The sequence below is a fragment of the Paraburkholderia graminis C4D1M genome (genome assembly GCF_000172415.1).
Taxonomy (GTDB): domain Bacteria; phylum Pseudomonadota; class Gammaproteobacteria; order Burkholderiales; family Burkholderiaceae; genus Paraburkholderia; species Paraburkholderia graminis.
The window spans coordinates 43,547-61,188 of record NZ_ABLD01000022.1 but is presented as its reverse complement, the minus strand read 5'-3'; the positions used below and the strand labels follow the sequence as shown (position 1 = coordinate 61,188).

The window sequence follows — 17,642 nt, the reverse complement described above, 5'->3', positions numbered from 1 at the left end:
TGCCGTCATGGCTGACGGATGCTGTCGGGCGATTTTCTTGAACCGGTCGCCTCTGGTCCGAACTCTGGTTGCTGCGCGGCTTCGTTGCCGGCGTTCATGCGCGATGTCGCGACATCGGCATCGACACCTTGCATCGGACTCGCCGCTGCTGTCTAGGTTCTGCACCGCTGCACCGCCCCGTCGCAAGCGACGCGGCGTCACACTTCCCTACGCCGGCGCGCCTGCAAAAACCGGCTCCGGCAAACCACGCCGCGCGGGCGTCGCGATAAACACGCCGCCGGCGCGCGAGTCGCCCGCGAGCGCGGCTGCGTCGAGACCGACGCGCGCGCTCGTAATGTACAGCGTGCCCAACTGCGCGCCGCCCAGCGCGACGCAGCTCGGCTGCACCGTGGGCACGTCGACGCGCTCCGTCTCGACGCCGTCGGCGCCGTAGCGCACGACGCGCGCGCCGCCCCATTGCGCGTTCCACAAGCCGCCGTCGCGATCGACGGTCGAGCCGTCCGGCTCGCCGGTTGCATCGGTGAGGCGCGCGAACACGCGGTCGTTGGCGATGCCGCCGTCCGCCAGGTAGTCGCAGGCGCGAATCTCACGCGTCGGCGAATCGCAGTAGTACATCGTCGCGCCGTCGGGACTGAACGCGATGCTGTTCGAAATGGCGGGCGCGGGCAACGGCAAGCGCTCCAGCGTCAAATCACGATCGAGCCGGTAAAACCCGCCGATCGCGCGCAACGGCGAGCCTTCGTCTTTCGTGCCGAACACAAAACGCCCCTGCCGATCGCAGCGGCCGTCGTTCACCCGCGTGTTCCGACCAGGCTCCGCATCGACGATATGGCGCGTCTCGCCGGTCGCGAGATCGAAGAACGCGAGCCGCGACGCGAGGCCGAGCAGCAGGTAATGAGGATCGGCGCACAGCGCGAAGGTGGCGAGGCGCTCAGGCATCGTCCACGACATGCTGCGGCCGTCGCGCGGATCGTAGCGCCACAGGCGTGCGCCTTCGATATCGGTCCAGTAGAAGCGGCCGGTTGTCGCGCACCACGTCGCGCCCTCGCCCAACGTGCACTTGCTGTCGACGAGAAGCGCCGCGCGCGGCGCGTGCGCAGGAGCACGCACGTCCACGCTCGCCGTCACGCCCAGCCTCCATCCACGACGATGTCCTGCGCGGTGATCATGCGACTGTCGTCGGCGGCGAGGAAGAGCGCCATGCGCGCGAGGTCGGCGGGCTCGAGTTCCGCGTCGATGCACTGGCCTTCCTTGATCGAACGGCGTCCCGCGTCGTCGAGCCACAGACGCTTCTGCTTCTCCGTCATCACCCAGCCCGGCACCAGCGTATTCACGCGAATGTTGAAGTGGCCGAGATCGCGTGCAAGACCGCGCGTCAAACCCTGCACCGCGGATTTCGACATCACGTACACCGGATAGCCGCCGTTCTTCAGCATCCAGCTGATCGAACCGAGGTTGATGATCGAGCCGCTCTGCGCCGCCTTCATGTCCTCCATCACCGCCTGCGCCGCGAAGAACTGATGACGGATATTCACCGCGATGCCCGCGTCGAAAGACTCGCGCGTGACTTCGCCGATCGTGTGGCGCTTGTCGTTCGCCGCGTTGTTCAGGAGCACCTCGATCGGGCCGAGCGCGGCTTTGACATCGGCGATGGCTTTTTGCAGCGCGTCGATGTCCGTCAGATCGCACGGCAGGAACAGCGGCTTGTGCTTCGAGTCGCCGAGTTCGTCGGCGAGCGCTTCGCCCGCCGTCGCGTCGATATCGAAGAACGCGACGCGCGCGCCTTGCGCCGCGAAATGCTCGACGAACGATGCGCCGATGCCGGTCGCGCCGCCCGTGATCAGCACCGTGCGGTCGACAAGACTCGGGTAGCGCGCGAATACGTTGTTCGCGAGGCGCTCGTTTGCGTTGGCCGGAGACGACATCGTTCGATTCCTTTTAGAGCGAGTGGATTAATCCCGCGATCCGCGGTTCTTCAACTGGTCGAGCAGCACGGCGGCGAGCAGGATCGCGCCGCGCACGAGGTACTGATAGAACGCGTCGATGTTCATCAGGTTCATCACGTTCTCGACCGTGCCCATGATAAGCACACCGATCACGACGCCCGAAATCGTCGCGCGTCCGCCGAGCAGCGACACGCCGCCGAGCACGCACGCCGAGATCACATTCAGCTCGAAGCCTTGCGCGGCGTTCGGCTGACCGGAGGTGATCCGCGAAGCCAGAATCACACCGGCGAGCGCGGTCACCGCGCCCTGGATCAGGAAGATGTAGACGCGCGTGCGTTCGACGTTGATACCCGCAAGACGCGACGCTTCCGGATTGCCGCCGATGGCAAGCGTGTTACGTCCATACACGGTCTGATTGAGCATCACGCCGAACACGATGAAGCACAGCAGCGTGACCCAGATCGGCAGCGAGACGCCGAAAAAGCTGAGACCGCCGAGCGCGATGAACGTATCCGACGACACACCGACCGCCTGACCATGCGACACGATGAAGCCGAGGCCGCGCACGATTTCCATCGTCGCGAGCGTGGTAATCAGCGCATTGATGCGCAGATAAGCGATCACCGCGCCGTTGACGAAACCGATCACCGCACCCGCCGCGACTGCCGCGACGATCGCGATAAACGTGTTGTCGGTGGCGTTCAATACCATCGCGCACAACACGCCGGCGAACGCGACCGTCGAACCGATCGACAGGTCGAAGTCACGCGACGCGAGGCAGAACATCATCGTGCACGCGACCATGCCGATCTGCGAAATGGACAGCGCGAGGCCGAGCATGTTCTCGATCGAGAAGAAGTGATCGACGGTCAGCGACATCGTCACGAACATCACGACGAAGATCAGGATCAGGCTGTACTCGGTGATCTGCTGCCACCACTTCGCCTTGTCGCTCGTCTGCGGAATCAGCGCTTCGGCGGCGCTCTTGGCGGCCTGTTGCGCGAGGTTTTCTCTAGCTTGCATTTGAAGACTCCTCCCGTTCCTCACGGGTTGCGGACTTGCGTCCAAATGATGTTCAGGCCGCCTGTTGAGCGGCGCTTGCTGGCAGTGCGGTCGAGCTTTGCGGCAACGCGAGGCTCAACACCGCTTGTTCCGTTGCGTCGTTGCGCGCGAGCTCGCCGGAAATGCGGCCCTGGCGCATCACGACGATGCGGTCCGATACACCCAGCACTTCAGGCAATTCCGACGAGATCATCACAATCGCGCAGCCGCGTTCGGCGAGCTGATAGATCACGTTATAGATCTCGTGCTTCGCGCCGACGTCGATGCCGCGCGTCGGTTCATCGAGAATCACCACCTTCAGATCGGGCTCGGCCAACCAGCGCGACAGGATCGCCTTCTGCTGATTGCCGCCCGACAGGAAGCGGATTTTCTGTCGACGGCTCGGCGTCTTGATCTTCAGCAGCTTGATGAAACGGTCCGCGGTTTCGGCCTCTTTCTTGCGGTCGAGGAACATGCCCGCGCGCAAGTAATGCCGCCTGCAACTGATGTTGATGTTCTCCGACACGGTCGCCATCGCGACAATGCCTTCTTCCTTGCGGTCTTCCGGACACAGCACGATGCCGTGACGGATCGCTTCGCCCGCGCTCTTTACGCGAATCGGCTTGCCGTCGAGCAGCAGTTCGCCGCCCTTCTTGTGCTCGGTGCCGTACACGAGATGCATCAGTTCGCTGCGGCCCGCGCCCACTAGTCCGAAGAAGCCGACAATCTCGCCGCGCCGCACTTCGAAGCTGGTCGGCTGCGAAAGCGCGTGACCTTCAATGGCCTTCGCCGCGAAGCGCACTTCGCCGAGCGGCCGCGGCGAATAGTTGTAGATGTCCGAAATTTCACGCCCGACCATTTCGCTGACGATGGTGTCGCGCGACACGCCTTCGAGCGTCGGATGCGAAGCCACCTTGCGCCCGTCGCGGAAGATCGTGCATGCGTCGCACAGCTCGTAAATCTCGTCCATGCGATGCGAGATGTAGATCATTGCGCGGTTGTCGGCGCGCAGATCGCGCACCAGCTTGAACAGCACTTCCGTCTCGCGATGCGAGAGCGAACTCGTCGGTTCGTCGAGTGCGATCACGCGCGCGTTGCGCAGCAGCGCCTTGCAGATTTCCACCATCTGCCGTTGCGCGATGGAGAGCTTGCGCAGCTTCGCGTCCGGATCGAGCGCGACGCCCATTGCCTCGAGACGTTCGCGCACGAAACGCTTCGCATCGCGCTTCTTGACCCAGCCGAACGAATTCGGCAACTGGCCAAGCAGCAGATTTTCCGCGACCGTGAGGTCGGGCACGTATTGCAGTTCCTGGTGAATCACCGCTATGCCGGCCGCGATCGACGAAGCCGCGCTCGTAAAGCGCACTTCCTTGCCGTCGATCATCACGCGGCCCGAGTCGGGCTGATATTCACCGCCGAGTATCTTGAGCAGGGTCGATTTCCCTGCGCCGTTCTCGCCCATCAGGCCGTGCACCTGGCCGACGTTGACGTCGAAGGACACACCGTCGAGCGCGCGCACGCCTGGAAAAACCTTGCCGATATTGTCAAAACGTAGCGTCGCTGACACTTCGCCTCCTCGCTGTTTCATTCGAACAGCCTTGCCCTGCGTTGCCGGCCTTCCAGTCTTTGCAAAGGCGCGGCATGTCTGGACTACTGGTGTTCTATGGCTATTGCCGGCGCGTCGTATTTCAACCGACGCGCCGGCGATTCACTTCATCGAACTGCGTTCAAAGCGGCTTACTTCGAAGCCAGACCCATCTTCTCGCGCACTTCGCCGACGTTCTCACGCGTCGCCAGCATGCCGGTCGTCAGCGTGAGCGGCGGCGGTGCCTTGCCTTGCGTGATCCAGTCGTACATCAGCGCGGAGGTTTCCTCGCCGTGACGCTTCGGGCTGATGATGACCGTGCCGAAGAAGCCAGTCGGGTTCGGCTTCTTGAACTCGTTCAATGCCGAATCCGAACCGCCGATGCCGATGCCGATCATGTTGTCCGCCTTGAAGCCGCGGCCTTCCGCTGCGCGCACCGCGCCGAGCACGCCTTCGTCGTTCAGCGCGTAAGCCACCCAGTGCTTGAACTGCGGGTTCTTCGTGAGCGCGATGTTGGCGGCGTTGAACGCGTTTTCCGTGTCGGTCTTCGCTTGCGGCGCGGCGATCACGTTGGCCTTCGGGAAGCCGGCGGCGAGCAGTGCGTCGGTGGCGCCGCTCGTGCGGTCATGCGCGGTCGGCAGCTGTTCGTAAGTGACGTCGATTGCACCGACATCCTTCATGTCCCAGCCGCGCTTCTTGATTTCGGCTGCGAGGCCGTCGCCGACCTGCTTGCCGATGTTGTACGCCGAGATGCCCATGTGCGGCACCGACGCGATCGGCTTGCCCGCGCCGTCGACGAGACGGTCGTCCACGGTCATCATCTTCAGGCCGTCGGCCTTCGCTTTGGCGACGATGCCCGGTCCGAGCTTGACGTCAGGCGTGCAGATCACAAAGCCCTGTGCCTTTTGCGCCGACAGGTTGTCGATCGCGCTCATCACTTTCTCGCCCGACGGCGCGCCGATCTTCACGAGCGTGAAGCCCTTTTCCTTGGCGGCCATTTCGGCGAACTTCCATTCGTCCTGGAACCACGGTTCTTCCGGCTGCTTCACGAGAAAACCGATCTTGACCGGATCGGCGGCTTGAGCGGCGGTTGCGTTGAAAAGCACACCCGCCGCCGCTGCTGCCAGCGTGAGGAATATTCTGCGTTTCATGTTGTGTGTCTCCTGACTAATTGATAACGAGAAGGTATCGGCCGCGTCTTCTTGTACCGGTTGTGACACACGCGGCCAGCGCGTCGTCCGGTGAAACGGTGCTGCGTTTTTCTTTTTTACTGCGTTGTTCTTTTGCGTTGTTCTGTTGCGCCCTTCTTTCACGGCTCAGTCGTGATACAGCACCGAGCGCCCGCCGTCCACGGTGATGCAGGTGGCGTTGATAAACGGCGCTTCATCCGACGCAAGGAACACCGCCGTCATCGCCACTTCTTCCGGACGGCCGATGCGCTTCATCGGCTGCAAATCGATCGTCGCCTGTCGCGCGGCGGCCGGGTCCGGCTGTTCGTTCCACCAGTCGTGCGCCAGTTGCGTCTCGATGTAGCCCGGCGCGATCGCGTTCACACGCACGTTGCGCGGCGCGTATTCGATGCCGAGCGCGCGCGTGAGCCCAATCACGCCATGCTTCGCGACCGGATACGGAAAGCAGCCCGCGATGATCTTGAACGAATGCGTCGACGCGATATTCACGATGCTGCCCGCGCCGCGCTCGACCATGCCCGGCAGCACCGCGCGGCACCCGTTCCACACACCGTCGAGATCGACCGCGAAGCAGCGGCGCCAGTCGTCGTCGGTCATGGTGAGCGGGTCACAAAATACGTTGATGCCCGCGTTGTTCACCAGCACGTCGACGGGTCCGAGCGCGCGTTCCGCCTCGCTCACGGCGTGCTGAACCGAAGCCGACTGCGTCACGTCGGTATGCACGGCCAACACGCGCGCGCCCGTTTCAGATGCGATCTGCAAAGCCGTTTGCCGCGCCGTGTCGATGTCGAGTTCGGCGAGCGCGACCGCCGCGCCCTCGCGTGCAAACGCAAGCGCGATCGCCGCGCCGATGCCGCGGCCTGCGCCCGTCACCAAAGCGACTTTGCCGGCGAGCCGTGTCATTTCTTCGCACCTGCGCGCGCCACGCGCAAACCGTTGATGAACGCCTTCGCGTGCGACGCCGTCACGGCCGCGCTCTGACCCGGCTTGTACAGCGCCGAACCGAGCCCGAAGCCATTCGCGCCCGCGCTGAGAAACGGCCCCATGTTGTCCGGCGTGATGCCGCCGACGGGCACCAGCGGCACCTGCGCCGCGATCACCGCGCGCCATGCTTTCACGACCTGGCAGCCGAGCTGCTCGGCGGGGAACATCTTCAGCACGTCGGCGCCGTGCTTGAGCGCGATGAACGCCTCGGTCGGCGTCGCGACGCCCGGCGAGCAAGCCATGCCTTGCGCTTTCGCGGCGCTGATCACTTCCGAATCGCTATGCGGCATGACGATCAGTTCGCCGCCGGCCGACTTCACGTCCTTGACGAAGCTCGGATGCAGCACCGTGCCCGCACCGACGATCGCATCGGCGGGCAGCGCCTTGCGGATCGCGGCGATGCTGTCGAACGGCTGCGGCGAATTCAACGGCACTTCGACGATGCGAAAGCCCGCTTCGTACAGCGCCTGACCCTGCTCGGCCGCATCGGCGGGCGTCACGCCGCGCATGATCGCGATCAGCGGACATGCCTCGAACGCCGCGATCAGACCCGCGTGCGGCATGTACGGAGCGGGCAGATTGATGTGAGGTTGCATGTCGTTTCCCTGTTTCGTGGATGACGGCGTGGCCGCTTAACCGGCCCGCGCCGCGTGGGCGGCCGGCTTGACGAGCCCCGCCTGCGAGGCGACGCGCCACAAGCCGCGCTCTGTCGCCTGCCTGACGAGCTCGGCCTGCGTGCAGCCGAACTGCGCGAGCGCGACGCGATAGCGTTCGCACAGCGCTTCGTTACCGATGAGGCGCAGGCTTTGGCCTGCGAGCGAACTCTGCTGCTGCGCGAGCACGGCTTCGAGGCCGGCCAGTTCATGCCCGATCAGCAAGCCGGACAGATAGTCCGGCTGCTGCTCGCGCGAAAGTTGCCCGGTGAGCCCGAGCGTGCGCGAACTGAAGACCGTGGCGAGCATGCCCGCCTGGCCCTTGTCCCGCGCGATTTTCACGCCGCGCAAAAACGCTTCGGTATCCGGACGATCGGGCGTGACCATCGTGCGGCCGAGAATGGTGTGTTCGCGCAGCGCGCCGAATACTTCGCCGGTCATGAACGTATGAAAACGTTCGATGCGGCCCGCCTGCACGACTGCCCACTTCGCGTGCGTGCCGGGCAAGCCGATGAGCGCGCGCTTGCTGGTGTCGGTGCTATCGGTGCTATCGGCGCTATCGGCGCTATCGGCGTTATCCAGATCCTGGCCTAGCGCGCCGAATATTTGCGTTTCCTCGCCGCGCATCACGTTGGGCAGCTCGCCGCGTTGCAGCACGCCGGGCACGATGTTCAGCGTCGCGCCGCAGGCCGCCTCGACGCGCACGATGCCGGCGGCGAGCGCGTCCGCGTTCGCGGGTGCATCGACATAAGGCGCTTCGAGCCAGCCTTGCGCGCTGCCGACCATGCCCGCCGCGATGACCGGCGTGGCGGGCGCGGCGCCGAGCCAGGCGCCGCAGGCGTCCTCGAAAGCCGCGTCGAAGCCGCCGTGTTCCGCGCTGCGCGGCAGGTTCATGATGCCGGCCGTCGATGCGCGCGTCGCGAGCACGTTGCCGGCCGCGTCGTAGAGATACGCGCGCAGCGACGTCGTGCCCCAGTCGAGCGCGATCAGTGCTGCGTGACTGGCGGCTTGTGTGCCGGCTTGTGTGTCGGCTCCGGCTTCGACTCGTGCGTCGGCTCCGGCGTCGGCTCGTGCATCGGCTCCGGCGCCGGCTGCGAGTTGCGCGTCCGACGGTGTGGGAGAACCCGCCTGTTTCATCGCTTGATCCTGCGGGTGGTGGGTTGCGGGGCGCGCCAGCCGAGTTCTTCGGAGATCGCGCGCGCTTCGCGCTGCACGACCGGAATCAGTTCGTCCATGCGTTCGAGCGACATATAGGGAATCGTGCTCGCCACCGACAGCGCCGCGACGATCGCGCCCGACGCGTCGCGCACGGGAGCCGCGACGCAGCGAATCGACGCTTCGTTTTCCTCGAGGTCGAACGTGTAGCCGCCGGCCGCGTAGTTCGTCATGCGCTGCATGAAGGTCTGCGCGTCCGGACGGTTATCGGGCTTGAACGTGACGCTGGCGAGCGCGCGGCGCGACGCGTCGAACAGCGACTGCCAGAGCTCGGGCTTGAGGTCGAGCATCATGGCCTTGCCGATGCCCGTCGACGCGAGCGGCATCCGGTGACCGACGCGCGAGCGCATTTCGAGGCCGCGCGTGCCGGGGATTTTGTCGATGTACAGCACGTCGTCGCCGTCGCGCACGCCGAGGTGAATCGTGTCGAGCGTCTGTTCCGCGAGCGATTCCAGATGCGGACGAGCGACCGCGGTGAGCGGCATCTGCTCGAGCGCGATGGTGCCGAGTTCGATCAGCTTGGGGCCGAGCAGATAACCGCCTTGCACCTGGCGCAGGTAGCGCGCCTGCACGAGGCTGCTCACCAGCCGATGCGTGGTGCTGCGCGTCGTGCCGAGCGCCGCGCCGAAGGTGCGCAGATCGCGCACGCCGGCGGCGGCCGCCTCGAGAATCGCGAGACCGCGCAGGAGCGTCTGCGTGCCGGCCTGTTGCGGCGTGATGTCGAGCAGCGTGCTCGGCAACGCAATTTCGTTGACGATGGTGGGTTGCGCGGCGGCGCGGGGGGCTTTGGCGGCGGTGGCCGGGGGGCGTGGCGCTTTCGCGGCGGTCGCCGAGGCGCGCGGCGCGGGGCTCGACGCGTGGTCGGCGCGCGGCGTCAGTTCGGCTTCGGCAGCGCTCTCGGCGTGATTCGGCATCGCTTTGTTCATGGCGATTCGCTTTTCGTGGTTTCTGCGCTTACAGCGCGGGGCCGGAGAGCGGGCCTTGAGTGCGCGCGACGCTGCGGGCGCGGCGGTGCTGCCAGGTGGTTTGGCTAGGCATGGTTGGGCTTTGTCTCCGGTTTTTTTTTGCTGGCGCAGACGTGTCTGCTTGTTGGTCTGGATTGTAGGGGTGTTTTTGAGAAAGCTCCAATATGTGATTGGAGTGGTCAGATAATGGGATTTGGGTTGCCGTGGGCTTGGTTTGGTTGTTGGGTTGGGTTCGTGTCTTGGCCTTTCCTTGAATTCGCGGTGGTCTATTCGCGTTGCCCCTGTGCGGGGCGGCACTCACTTTCTTTGCCGCCGCAAAGAAAGTAAGCAAAGAAAGCGGGCTCACACCGGTGGCTTATAAGTGGGTCCCACTCGCTCGCTTTGGCCTTTCCTTGATTTCGCGGTGGTCTATTTGCGTTGCCCCTGTGCGGGGCGGCACTCACTTTCTTTGCCGCCGCAAAGAAAGTAAGCAAAGAAAGCGGGCTCACACCGCCAGCTTGTAGATGGCTCCTCCGGTTCGCAGGGCGTAGTGGCGCGCCTGACATCTGTGTCCTCGCACATTCGGTGCTCGTGACAAGGCAGTCATGCTTCCCGCCTCGCACTGCGTGCTCGCCGGAAGGGTTCGCTTATACCGCCCGCTTGCGTTTTTGCGCGGTGGGGGGCCATCGGCTTCGCCTCGGCGACGCGCTAACGGAATTGCGGTGAGTGGTCAGGAAGGCTTTGGCGCGGCAAATGGCGCCGGACCTTTCGGCGAGCGCGGGGAGCGTCGGCTTGCAGACGAAAGCTCAGGAAACCAAAGGAAGGAAACGGAGGGCGGTTTTAAGAACGACCGCTGCGGAGCGCGAAGCGTCGCCGGAAGAATGACTGCCTTGTCACGAGCGCCGAATGCGCGAGGGCACGGATGTCAAACGCACCACCGCCCTCTCCCAACCAAGGGACCCACTTATAAGCTGGCGGTGTGAGCCCGCTTTCTTTGCTTACTTTCTTTGCGGCGGCAAAGAAAGTGAGTGCCGCCCCGCACAGGGGCAACGCCAATAGACCACCATGAAATCAAGGAAAGGCCAAAGCAAGCCAGGGACAACACAAATAGACCACAACGAATTCAACGAAAGGCCAAAGGGTAAACAAGAGCGCCACAGGCATAACTATTCGGGCAACTCAGCCGCCCCCATCCTCCGCCCAATCACCCGCGACCTCTGCGAAAGATACCTGGACCCCCGATGCTCATCAAAATACCTGGGCTGCGGCAGCATAACCGCCAACCGCGCCGACTGCGCGGCACTCAGTGCACTCGCCGACGTCTTATAGTAATAACGCGCCGCCGCCTCGGCGCCATACACACCATTGCCCCACTCGACGGAATTCAGATAGATCTCGAAGATGCGCTCCTTGTCCATCAAGGTCTCCAGCATCCACGTGACAATCAACTCCTGCCCCTTGCGGATATAACTCTTCTCACGCGATAAAAACAGGTTGCGCGCCAATTGCTGCGTGATCGTAGAGCCGCCGCGCACAATCTTGCCCTTCGACTTGTTGCGCTCCCACGCCTGCAAAATCGCGTCCGTTTCGTAGCCGTTGTTGGTGACGAAGTTCGCGTCTTCGGAGGCAATGATCGCCCGCTTCAGATTGCGCGAAATCTGCTCATACGGCACCCACGTATGCTGCATCGAAAGATCGGGCCTCTCTCGCGACAAGCGCCACGCATCCGAGCGCATATAAGCCGTCGAGCGCGGATTCACATAGTTCCACACCGCGATCTGCGCGAAGTAAAACAGCTGCGTCGCGAGCCACGCGAACACCAGCACGGCGACAAGATAAACGATCCATCGCGCCGGACTCGCCCGGCTCGCGCGCCGCGTTGCTGTCATCGTAGTGAGGGGCCTCGTGTGAATGCAGGTGTGACGGATGCGCGCGTCAGGCGTGCGACGGCGCCGTCAACAACGCGCGCAGTTCGGCGAGCACAGGCGCGCCGTCGGGCCGCACGCCGCGCCAGACGTAAAACGATTCGGCTGCCTGCTCGACGAGCATGCCGAGACCATCGGCGCCGCGCGCGCCGAGCTTCGCCGCGTGCTCCATGAAGACGGTCGGATGCGCGCCGTACATCATGTCGTAGGCAAGCGTGCCGCTGCCGAACGCGCGCTCGTCGCACTCCGGCAACGACGCTTCGAGACTCCCCGCCGTCGCGTTGACGATCACGTCGTAAGCGCCCGCCTCGATCGCGCGCGCGTTGCCGCCGCTCAGACGGCAAGCGGCGTCACTCGCGGCTTGCGCGAACTGCGCGACCAGCGCCTCGGCCTTCTCGGCCGTCCGGTTGACGATGGTGAGCGTATGCGGCGCGCGCTCGAGCATCGGCAGCACCACGCCGCGCGCGGCGCCGCCGGCGCCAAGCAGCAGAACGCGCGCGCCCTTCAGCGGCACGCCGAGATTCACTTCGATGTCGTGCACGAGCCCGAAGCCATCGGTGTTGTCGCCGTAGATGCCGCTCGAATCGACGCGCAACGTATTCACCGCGCCGGCAGCGGCCGCGCGCGGCGAGAGGCTGTCGGCGAAAGCGTGCGCGTCGAGCTTGAACGGCACTGTCACGTTGAGACCGCGGCCGCCCGCGTCGATAAAGGCGCGCACGTGCGGCACGAAAGCATCCACCGGCGCGAGCAACGCGCCGTATTCGAGCGCCTCGCCCGTCTGCGCGGCAAAGCGGCCGTGAATGAACGGCGATTTGCTATGGCCGACCGGATTGCCGATCACCGCGTAACGGTCTTTCGTTTCTGCCGCGCTCATCGTCCGGGTTCCGTGATGTGCTGCCCGGCGTCGGCATTCGACGAACCTTCGCTGCCCGAAGCATCGTTCGCATTGGAATCGCCTTCGGCATCCGCTTCGGCTTGCGCCTCGGCTTCGCTCTCGGCGCTTTCGTCCGATGCCTCGACGATTTCCTCTTCTTCGCCTTCGTCCGTCTCGTCCGCTTCTTCCGCTTCGCTGCCGCTCGTCACAGTAGGCGCGTCGAGCACATGCAGAAGACGCACGGACGCCTCGACAGTCAATTCGTCGATCGACATCACTTCCATCTGCAGGCGCGTGCCGCGTGCATGCACGCCGAGCCCCGGCACATGCAGCAGCAACGGAATCTCTTCGAGCCGCACGAGATCGCCCTTCACCACCGACGCCACCACCTGCTTCCTGTTCTCCTGCTTCAACCAGCGCAGGCACCAGAAATATTCCATGCGACGCTGATGATCGGCGTACGCGGTATACGTATCGTCGAAACCTTGCACGACGGCGAACAGATCGGCGTCTTTCGGCTTGAACGGCGCGGCCAGCTTGGCGGTCACGCCATGCTGCACGCACGCGAGCAACTGCCACTGATTCACCAGGTCGACGTAACGGCGCAGCGGCGACGTGCTCCACGCGTACTGCGTGACGCCGAGCCCTTCGTGCGGCGCGGCATTGGTCTGCATGCGCGTGCGCTTGGGGCCGGTCGGCGCTCCGAACGCGCGCTGCGTGCGATAGATGCCCGGCACGCCGTGATCGTGCAGGAACGCGCCCCACGACGAATTCGCGAGAATCGCCAGTTCGGCGACGATCGTGTCGAGCGGCGAACCGCGCCGGCGCGGCGTAATCGTGATGTGTTCGCCTTCGACGTAGAAGTTGAAGTCGGTATTGCGCTGCACCTCGCGGCGCAGACCGTAGCCCGCGCGCGCGGCCTGACGCTTTTCGAACAGCGCCTGCGCGAACGGCCACAACACCGCGATGTCTTCCTTGTGCGGATACTCGCCCGTTCCGGCGGCGAGCGCTTCTTCGGTGACGAGTTCGTCGAGCGTGTTGTGACGCAGATTGTTCTTCACGAACACACGCTCGGCGCGGGTTTCGCTCGCGACGATTTCCTGCGTCTCGCGATTGACGATCACATAGAGCGACAGCGCGGGACGCAAACCGCCCTCGGCAAGCGTGAACGCATCGACGACACTGTCGGGCAGCATCGTGATCTTGTCGCCCGGCATATAAACCGTCGACAGACGCGTGCGCGCAATCGCATCGACCTCGTCGCCGCGCTGAATGCCGAGCGCCGGCGCGGCGATGTGCACGCCGATCCGCACGCGGCCGTCCGCGAGATGCTCGACGGAGAACGCATCGTCGATTTCAGTGGTCGTGATGTCGTCGATCGAGAATGCCTGCACGTTGGCTTCCGGCAAATCGTCCGGCAAGCTGCCGAGCGTGACCGGCGGAAAGCCGGTGCCGTGCGGGAAAAACTCGGCGAGGAATCTGGCCTCGTGCAGCGCACGCGCCGACGGAATCGCGCCGCATTCCAGCATCAGCCGCGCCTGCGAAATGCCGCGCGCGGCCGCGGCGGCTTCGAGCGCCTTGTACTCGATGGTGTTCTTGTCGGGCTTGGTCAGCAACGCGAGCGCCGTCTTGCCGGTGAACGCCTCGGGCAAACGGCCGGCCTTCAGCTCTTCCTCGTAGCCCTGCTGGATGAGCGCCTGCTGCCGCTTGCGCTCGAGGCCGGCGAGCGCCATCTTGAGCTGCTCCTGCGGCGCGCGCTGATACATGCCGCGGCCCTTGCGACGGAAATACACCGGCGCGCCATGCATGCGCAGCACCAGCGCCGCGCGTTCGGTCGGACCGAAACGCTCGCCGAAATATTCCGCGCCGAGCGTGGCGAACGGAAACTCGTCGTCGGGCGCGCATTCCCACAGGAAGTCGAGATCGATGTCCTGCGCGACGGCGTCTGCTTCCTGCATTAACTCGGCCGCGCCTGGCTTGTCGAACTCGATCAGCACATCCTTGGCGCGCACCTTGGCGCGGCGGCCGCCCGGCAACTCGACCTGAAACGCATCGCCCTGGCGCGACAGCACGCTGCCGGCCTTGAAACTGCCCGATTCCTCGAAGAAAACGTTCACTCAATACTCTCGTCTGACTTGCATCCGCCGGCGTGCGCGGCACGGCAACGTGTTCGTGATGGTGGGTCCGCCGCGCGCGAGGCGCGCATGCGGCATGAATCTGTGCGGCATGAATCTGATGGCGGGCAGCGCTTCTGCTGCCGCGCGGTCCGCTTTCTGGATCGCGCCGGCTACGTTCGGCTTCGACCCGGCCAGGCGTTCGCTATGTCTGGCTAACTCTGGTTAAGTCCGGCTATTGCTCAAGCTGCTTCGCGCGGCGCAGGCGGCTCGACGTCTTCGGCGTCGCAAAACGCCAGTACGTCGTCGACATAATCGGCGAACTCGCTGATCGCGTGGTCGCTGCCCTCGATCAGCGTCGTGCGCGCGCCCGGATAGTGCGCGAGCATTTCGCGGTAGTCGAGCACTTCGTCGCCGGTCGCGGCCAGCAAATAATAACGTTCGGGGCGCGTGATGGACGTCACACTCAGCGCCCGCAATTCGTCAAGATGATGTGGCTCGACGACGATGCTGCCGCCGCCATGCCACAACGGCTGCTCGCCGAGATAGGCGCTCAGGTCGCGTTGCGGCACGACCGCCGGGTTCAGCAGCACGGCCGGCCAGCCGTGCTTTTCCGCCAGATACGTGGCGAAGTAGCCGCCGAGCGAACTGCCGATCACGGTCACGCGCTGCGTGCCGGCAGCGGCCACTAGCGACTCCGCGAGCGCAATCGTCTCGGAGGGTGAAACCGGCAGCATCGGGCAGCACCATTCGTCGCTGCGACCCAGTTCGACAAGGCGCGCCGCCAGCAGGCGCGCCTTGAACGAATTCGGCGACGAGCGGAAGCCGTGCAGATAAAGGATCACGTGGCGCCTCGCGCGGAAAGGGCGTCGAGCAGTTTCTGATGCACGCCGCCGAAGCCGCCGTTGCTCATCACCAGGATTTGGTCGCCGGGGCGCGCCGCATGCACTACCGCTTTGACGAGCGCGTCGAGATTGTCGAAGGCTTGCGCGTTGGCGCCGAGCGGCGCGAGTGCTTCGCCCAGGTTCCAGCCGAGCGCGTCGCGGCCGCTCGGCGCGCCGTAGCCGAACACCAGATCGGCGTCGGCGAGACTGGCGGGCAATTGCGCTTTCATCACGCCGAGCTTCATCGTGTTCGAGCGCGGCTCGAGCACCGCGAGAATGCGCGTGTTGTCGCGGCCCACGCGTGCGCGCAGGCCCGCCACGGTCGTTTCGATCGCGGTCGGATGATGAGCGAAGTCGTCGTAGACGGTTACGCCGTCCACGCTGCCGCGCACTTCCATGCGCCGCTTCACGTTGCGAAAGCTCGCCAGCGACTTCGCCGCCTGCGCCGGCGGCACGCCGACATGGCGCGCGGCGGCGATCGCGGCGAGCGCGTTCATCCGGTTATGTTCGCCCTGCACCTGCCACTCGACCACGCCCACACGCTCGGCGTTGTGATACACGGCAAAGCGTTCGTCGACGGGCACGCCGTCTTCCGCGGGCAGCGTTTCCCAGCCGCCCTGCACGCCGAAGCGCTCCACTTCGCTCCAGCAGCCGCGCGTCAGCACGCGCTCCAGCGCGTCTTCGCGACCGTTCGTCACGACGCGGCCAATGCGCGGCACGGTGCGGATCAGATGGTGGAACTGCGTCTCGATGGCGGCGAGATCCGGGAAGATGTCGGCGTGATCGAACTCGAGGTTGTTCAGCACGGCCGTTTTCGGCCGGTAGTGGACGAACTTCGAGCGCTTGTCGAAGAAGGCGGTGTCGTATTCGTCCGCCTCGATCACGAAGAAGCTCGAATCCGTGAGCCGCGCGGACACGCCGAAATTGAGCGGCACGCCGCCGATCAGAAAGCCGGGGTTCAGACCGGCGTCTTCCAGCAGCCAGGTCAGCATGGACGTGGTCGTCGTCTTGCCGTGCGTGCCGGCCACGGCGAGCACCCATTTGCCGTTCAGCACGTGTTCGCCGAGCCATTGCGGGCCCGACACATACGGCAGGCCGCGGTCGAGAATCGCTTCCATCAACGGATTGCCGCGCGTGACCACATTGCCGATCACGAACAGGTCGGCGTTCAGGCCGTTCAACTGCTCCGCGTCGTAGCCCTCGATCAGCCGGATGCCTTGCGCCTCGAGCTGCGTGCTCATGGGCGGATAGACGCCGGCGTCGCAGCCCGTCACCGTGTGGCCCGCGCCGCGCGCGAGGACCGCGAGACCGCCCATGAACGTGCCGCAGATACCGAGGATGTGGATGTGCATAAGCCTGTCGTGCCGCGCGGGCGTTTTTCCTGGAAGGCCCCTCACCCGGCGCTTGGCGCCCGACCCCGAGGGGGCCAGAAAAACGCCGGGCGGCCGGCGCTTTGCTGCGAGGGACGTGAGATGGGGAGCAGCCGAAACGGCTGCCCACAAAGGTCGCTATTGTAACCGACGCCTCCCGAAGACCTAAGCGCGCTCGCCCGCCCCGGCACGCCCCTGGCACGCGCCCACAGCGGTCCGGGCCGCCGGAAAGGGCTGTCATCAATCTCTAGTATGATGGACGAATGGTTCGCAAATCACATTTTGATCCGCAGCGCGTGCGCGAGGAAATCGCGGTCGCGGCCGCGCGCCTGATTGCGGAAGACGGCCTCGACTACGCAACGGCCAAGCGCAAAGCGGCCCGGCAGGTGGTCGGGGAAAGCCGCGTCGCCGGCGAATGGCTGCCGGATAACGACCAGATCGAGGAAGAAATCCGCGAATACCAGTCGCTCTTCCAGGGCGACAGTCAGCCGGCGCTGTTGCGGCGCCTGCGGCGTATCGCGGTCGAATGGATGGAGCGGCTCGCGCCGTTCAATCCGTACCTGACGGGCGCCGTGCTCGGCGGCACGGCCGGCGAGCATTCCGACATTCACCTTCAGTTGTTCTGCGACGACCCGAAGGAAGTCGCCATCTACTTTCTGAACGCGAACATTCAGTACGACGTTTCGGAGACGCGCCATTTCGCCGGGCGCGGCTACGTCGAGACGCTGAGCTTCCTGTGGCGGTCGGCGAGCGAAGGACGCGACGCCGAACCCGTCGGGGTTCACGTCGCCCTTTACCAATCAGACGACCTGCGCGGCGCGGTCAAGGCCGACGCGCGCGGACGCACGGCGCGCGCGAATCTGCAGGCGGTTCAATTGCTGCTCGACGGCGGCGGCGTCGCACCTTCCACCAACTAG

Annotated in this window: 16 protein-coding genes; 1 reads left to right on the top strand and 15 read right to left on the bottom strand. The window is 64.9% G+C overall.

The features are described 5' to 3' along the window. Window positions 1–5: 5 nt before the first annotated feature. The 15 genes from BGRAMDRAFT_RS35880 to mpl all read right to left on the bottom strand — a co-directional run bounded on the left by BGRAMDRAFT_RS35880 (window position 6) and on the right by mpl (window position 16,707). The gene (locus BGRAMDRAFT_RS35880; RefSeq protein ID WP_269745269.1) at window positions 6–134 is read right to left on the bottom strand and encodes a hypothetical protein; all 129 of its coding nucleotides are present in this window, start codon (window positions 132–134) and stop codon (window positions 6–8) included. 73 nt (window positions 135–207) lie between these two features. Then, complete coding sequence (locus BGRAMDRAFT_RS26060) at window positions 208–1,128, bottom strand: SMP-30/gluconolactonase/LRE family protein (RefSeq protein ID WP_006051877.1); 921 nt, start codon at window positions 1,126–1,128, stop codon at window positions 208–210. Next, window positions 1,125–1,925, bottom strand: coding sequence for an SDR family NAD(P)-dependent oxidoreductase (locus BGRAMDRAFT_RS26055; RefSeq protein ID WP_006051876.1), 801 nt, complete (start codon window positions 1,923–1,925; stop codon window positions 1,125–1,127). Before BGRAMDRAFT_RS26055 ends, BGRAMDRAFT_RS26060 begins: the two co-directional genes overlap by 4 nt. Before the next feature lie 27 nt (window positions 1,926–1,952). Further along, the gene (gene araH / locus BGRAMDRAFT_RS26050; protein WP_006051875.1) at window positions 1,953–2,969 is read right to left on the bottom strand and encodes an L-arabinose ABC transporter permease AraH; all 1,017 of its coding nucleotides are present in this window, start codon (window positions 2,967–2,969) and stop codon (window positions 1,953–1,955) included. Window positions 2,970–3,021: 52 nt separating this feature from the next. Next, window positions 3,022–4,554 (bottom strand): L-arabinose ABC transporter ATP-binding protein AraG, encoded by a 1,533-nt coding sequence (gene araG / locus BGRAMDRAFT_RS26045; RefSeq protein ID WP_006051874.1) that lies wholly within the window; start codon window positions 4,552–4,554, stop codon window positions 3,022–3,024. A gap of 170 nt (window positions 4,555–4,724) precedes the next feature. Continuing rightward, window positions 4,725–5,723 (bottom strand): arabinose ABC transporter substrate-binding protein, encoded by a 999-nt coding sequence (locus tag BGRAMDRAFT_RS26040; protein WP_006051873.1) that lies wholly within the window; start codon window positions 5,721–5,723, stop codon window positions 4,725–4,727. Between the two features lie 165 nt (window positions 5,724–5,888). After that, entirely contained in the window at window positions 5,889–6,665 is a 777-nt protein-coding gene (locus BGRAMDRAFT_RS26035; protein WP_006051872.1) for an SDR family oxidoreductase, read from the bottom strand. Continuing rightward, a complete protein-coding gene (locus BGRAMDRAFT_RS26030; RefSeq protein WP_006051871.1) occupies window positions 6,662–7,342 on the bottom strand; it encodes a 2-dehydro-3-deoxy-6-phosphogalactonate aldolase in 681 nt (226 codons plus the stop codon). Before BGRAMDRAFT_RS26030 ends, BGRAMDRAFT_RS26035 begins: the two co-directional genes overlap by 4 nt. 36 nt (window positions 7,343–7,378) lie before the next feature. Beyond that, the gene (locus BGRAMDRAFT_RS26025; RefSeq protein ID WP_006051870.1) at window positions 7,379–8,536 is read right to left on the bottom strand and encodes a 2-dehydro-3-deoxygalactonokinase; all 1,158 of its coding nucleotides are present in this window, start codon (window positions 8,534–8,536) and stop codon (window positions 7,379–7,381) included. Next, on the bottom strand, window positions 8,533–9,540 hold the full coding sequence (locus BGRAMDRAFT_RS26020) for an IclR family transcriptional regulator (protein ID WP_006051869.1): 1,008 nt from the start codon (window positions 9,538–9,540) through the stop codon (window positions 8,533–8,535). Before BGRAMDRAFT_RS26020 ends, BGRAMDRAFT_RS26025 begins: the two co-directional genes overlap by 4 nt. Window positions 9,541–10,724: 1,184 nt before the next feature. Continuing rightward, the gene (gene mtgA, locus BGRAMDRAFT_RS26015; RefSeq protein ID WP_006051868.1) at window positions 10,725–11,447 is read right to left on the bottom strand and encodes a monofunctional biosynthetic peptidoglycan transglycosylase; all 723 of its coding nucleotides are present in this window, start codon (window positions 11,445–11,447) and stop codon (window positions 10,725–10,727) included. 46 nt (window positions 11,448–11,493) lie between these two features. Continuing rightward, window positions 11,494–12,357 carry a shikimate dehydrogenase gene (gene aroE / locus BGRAMDRAFT_RS26010; RefSeq protein WP_006051867.1) on the bottom strand — a complete coding sequence of 288 codons (864 nt, stop codon included), beginning with the start codon at window positions 12,355–12,357 and terminating at the stop codon, window positions 11,494–11,496. Beyond that, the gene (locus tag BGRAMDRAFT_RS26005; RefSeq protein ID WP_006051866.1) at window positions 12,354–14,474 is read right to left on the bottom strand and encodes a ribonuclease catalytic domain-containing protein; all 2,121 of its coding nucleotides are present in this window, start codon (window positions 14,472–14,474) and stop codon (window positions 12,354–12,356) included. The genes aroE and BGRAMDRAFT_RS26005 overlap by 4 nt, the downstream gene beginning before the upstream one ends. A gap of 239 nt (window positions 14,475–14,713) precedes the next feature. Continuing rightward, complete coding sequence (locus BGRAMDRAFT_RS26000) at window positions 14,714–15,316, bottom strand: YqiA/YcfP family alpha/beta fold hydrolase (RefSeq protein ID WP_006051865.1); 603 nt, start codon at window positions 15,314–15,316, stop codon at window positions 14,714–14,716. After that, the gene (gene mpl / locus BGRAMDRAFT_RS25995) at window positions 15,313–16,707 is read right to left on the bottom strand and encodes a UDP-N-acetylmuramate:L-alanyl-gamma-D-glutamyl-meso-diaminopimelate ligase (RefSeq protein WP_006051864.1); all 1,395 of its coding nucleotides are present in this window, start codon (window positions 16,705–16,707) and stop codon (window positions 15,313–15,315) included. The genes BGRAMDRAFT_RS26000 and mpl overlap by 4 nt, the downstream gene beginning before the upstream one ends. A gap of 281 nt (window positions 16,708–16,988) precedes the next feature. Between mpl and BGRAMDRAFT_RS25990 the strand changes: the two genes are divergently transcribed. Next, the gene (locus BGRAMDRAFT_RS25990) at window positions 16,989–17,642 is read left to right on the top strand and encodes a hypothetical protein (protein WP_006051863.1); all 654 of its coding nucleotides are present in this window, start codon (window positions 16,989–16,991) and stop codon (window positions 17,640–17,642) included.

Coding starts and splice junctions, on each gene's coding strand:
- BGRAMDRAFT_RS35880 (WP_269745269.1), bottom strand. CDS start 134: ATGCAAGGTGTCGATGCCGATGTCGCGACATCGCGCATGAACGCCGGC.
- BGRAMDRAFT_RS26055 (WP_006051876.1), bottom strand. CDS start 1,925: ATGTCGTCTCCGGCCAACGCAAACGAGCGCCTCGCGAACAACGTATTC.
- araH (WP_006051875.1), bottom strand. CDS start 2,969: ATGCAAGCTAGAGAAAACCTCGCGCAACAGGCCGCCAAGAGCGCCGCC.
- BGRAMDRAFT_RS26040 (WP_006051873.1), bottom strand. CDS start 5,723: ATGAAACGCAGAATATTCCTCACGCTGGCAGCAGCGGCGGCGGGTGTG.
- BGRAMDRAFT_RS26035 (WP_006051872.1), bottom strand. CDS start 6,665: ATGACACGGCTCGCCGGCAAAGTCGCTTTGGTGACGGGCGCAGGCCGC.
- BGRAMDRAFT_RS26030 (WP_006051871.1), bottom strand. CDS start 7,342: ATGCAACCTCACATCAATCTGCCCGCTCCGTACATGCCGCACGCGGGT.
- BGRAMDRAFT_RS26025 (WP_006051870.1), bottom strand. CDS start 8,536: ATGAAACAGGCGGGTTCTCCCACACCGTCGGACGCGCAACTCGCAGCC.
- BGRAMDRAFT_RS26020 (WP_006051869.1), bottom strand. CDS start 9,540: ATGAACAAAGCGATGCCGAATCACGCCGAGAGCGCTGCCGAAGCCGAA.
- mtgA (WP_006051868.1), bottom strand. CDS start 11,447: ATGACAGCAACGCGGCGCGCGAGCCGGGCGAGTCCGGCGCGATGGATC.
- aroE (WP_006051867.1), bottom strand. CDS start 12,357: ATGAGCGCGGCAGAAACGAAAGACCGTTACGCGGTGATCGGCAATCCG.
- mpl (WP_006051864.1), bottom strand. CDS start 16,707: ATGCACATCCACATCCTCGGTATCTGCGGCACGTTCATGGGCGGTCTC.
- BGRAMDRAFT_RS25990 (WP_006051863.1), top strand. CDS start 16,989: ATGGTTCGCAAATCACATTTTGATCCGCAGCGCGTGCGCGAGGAAATC.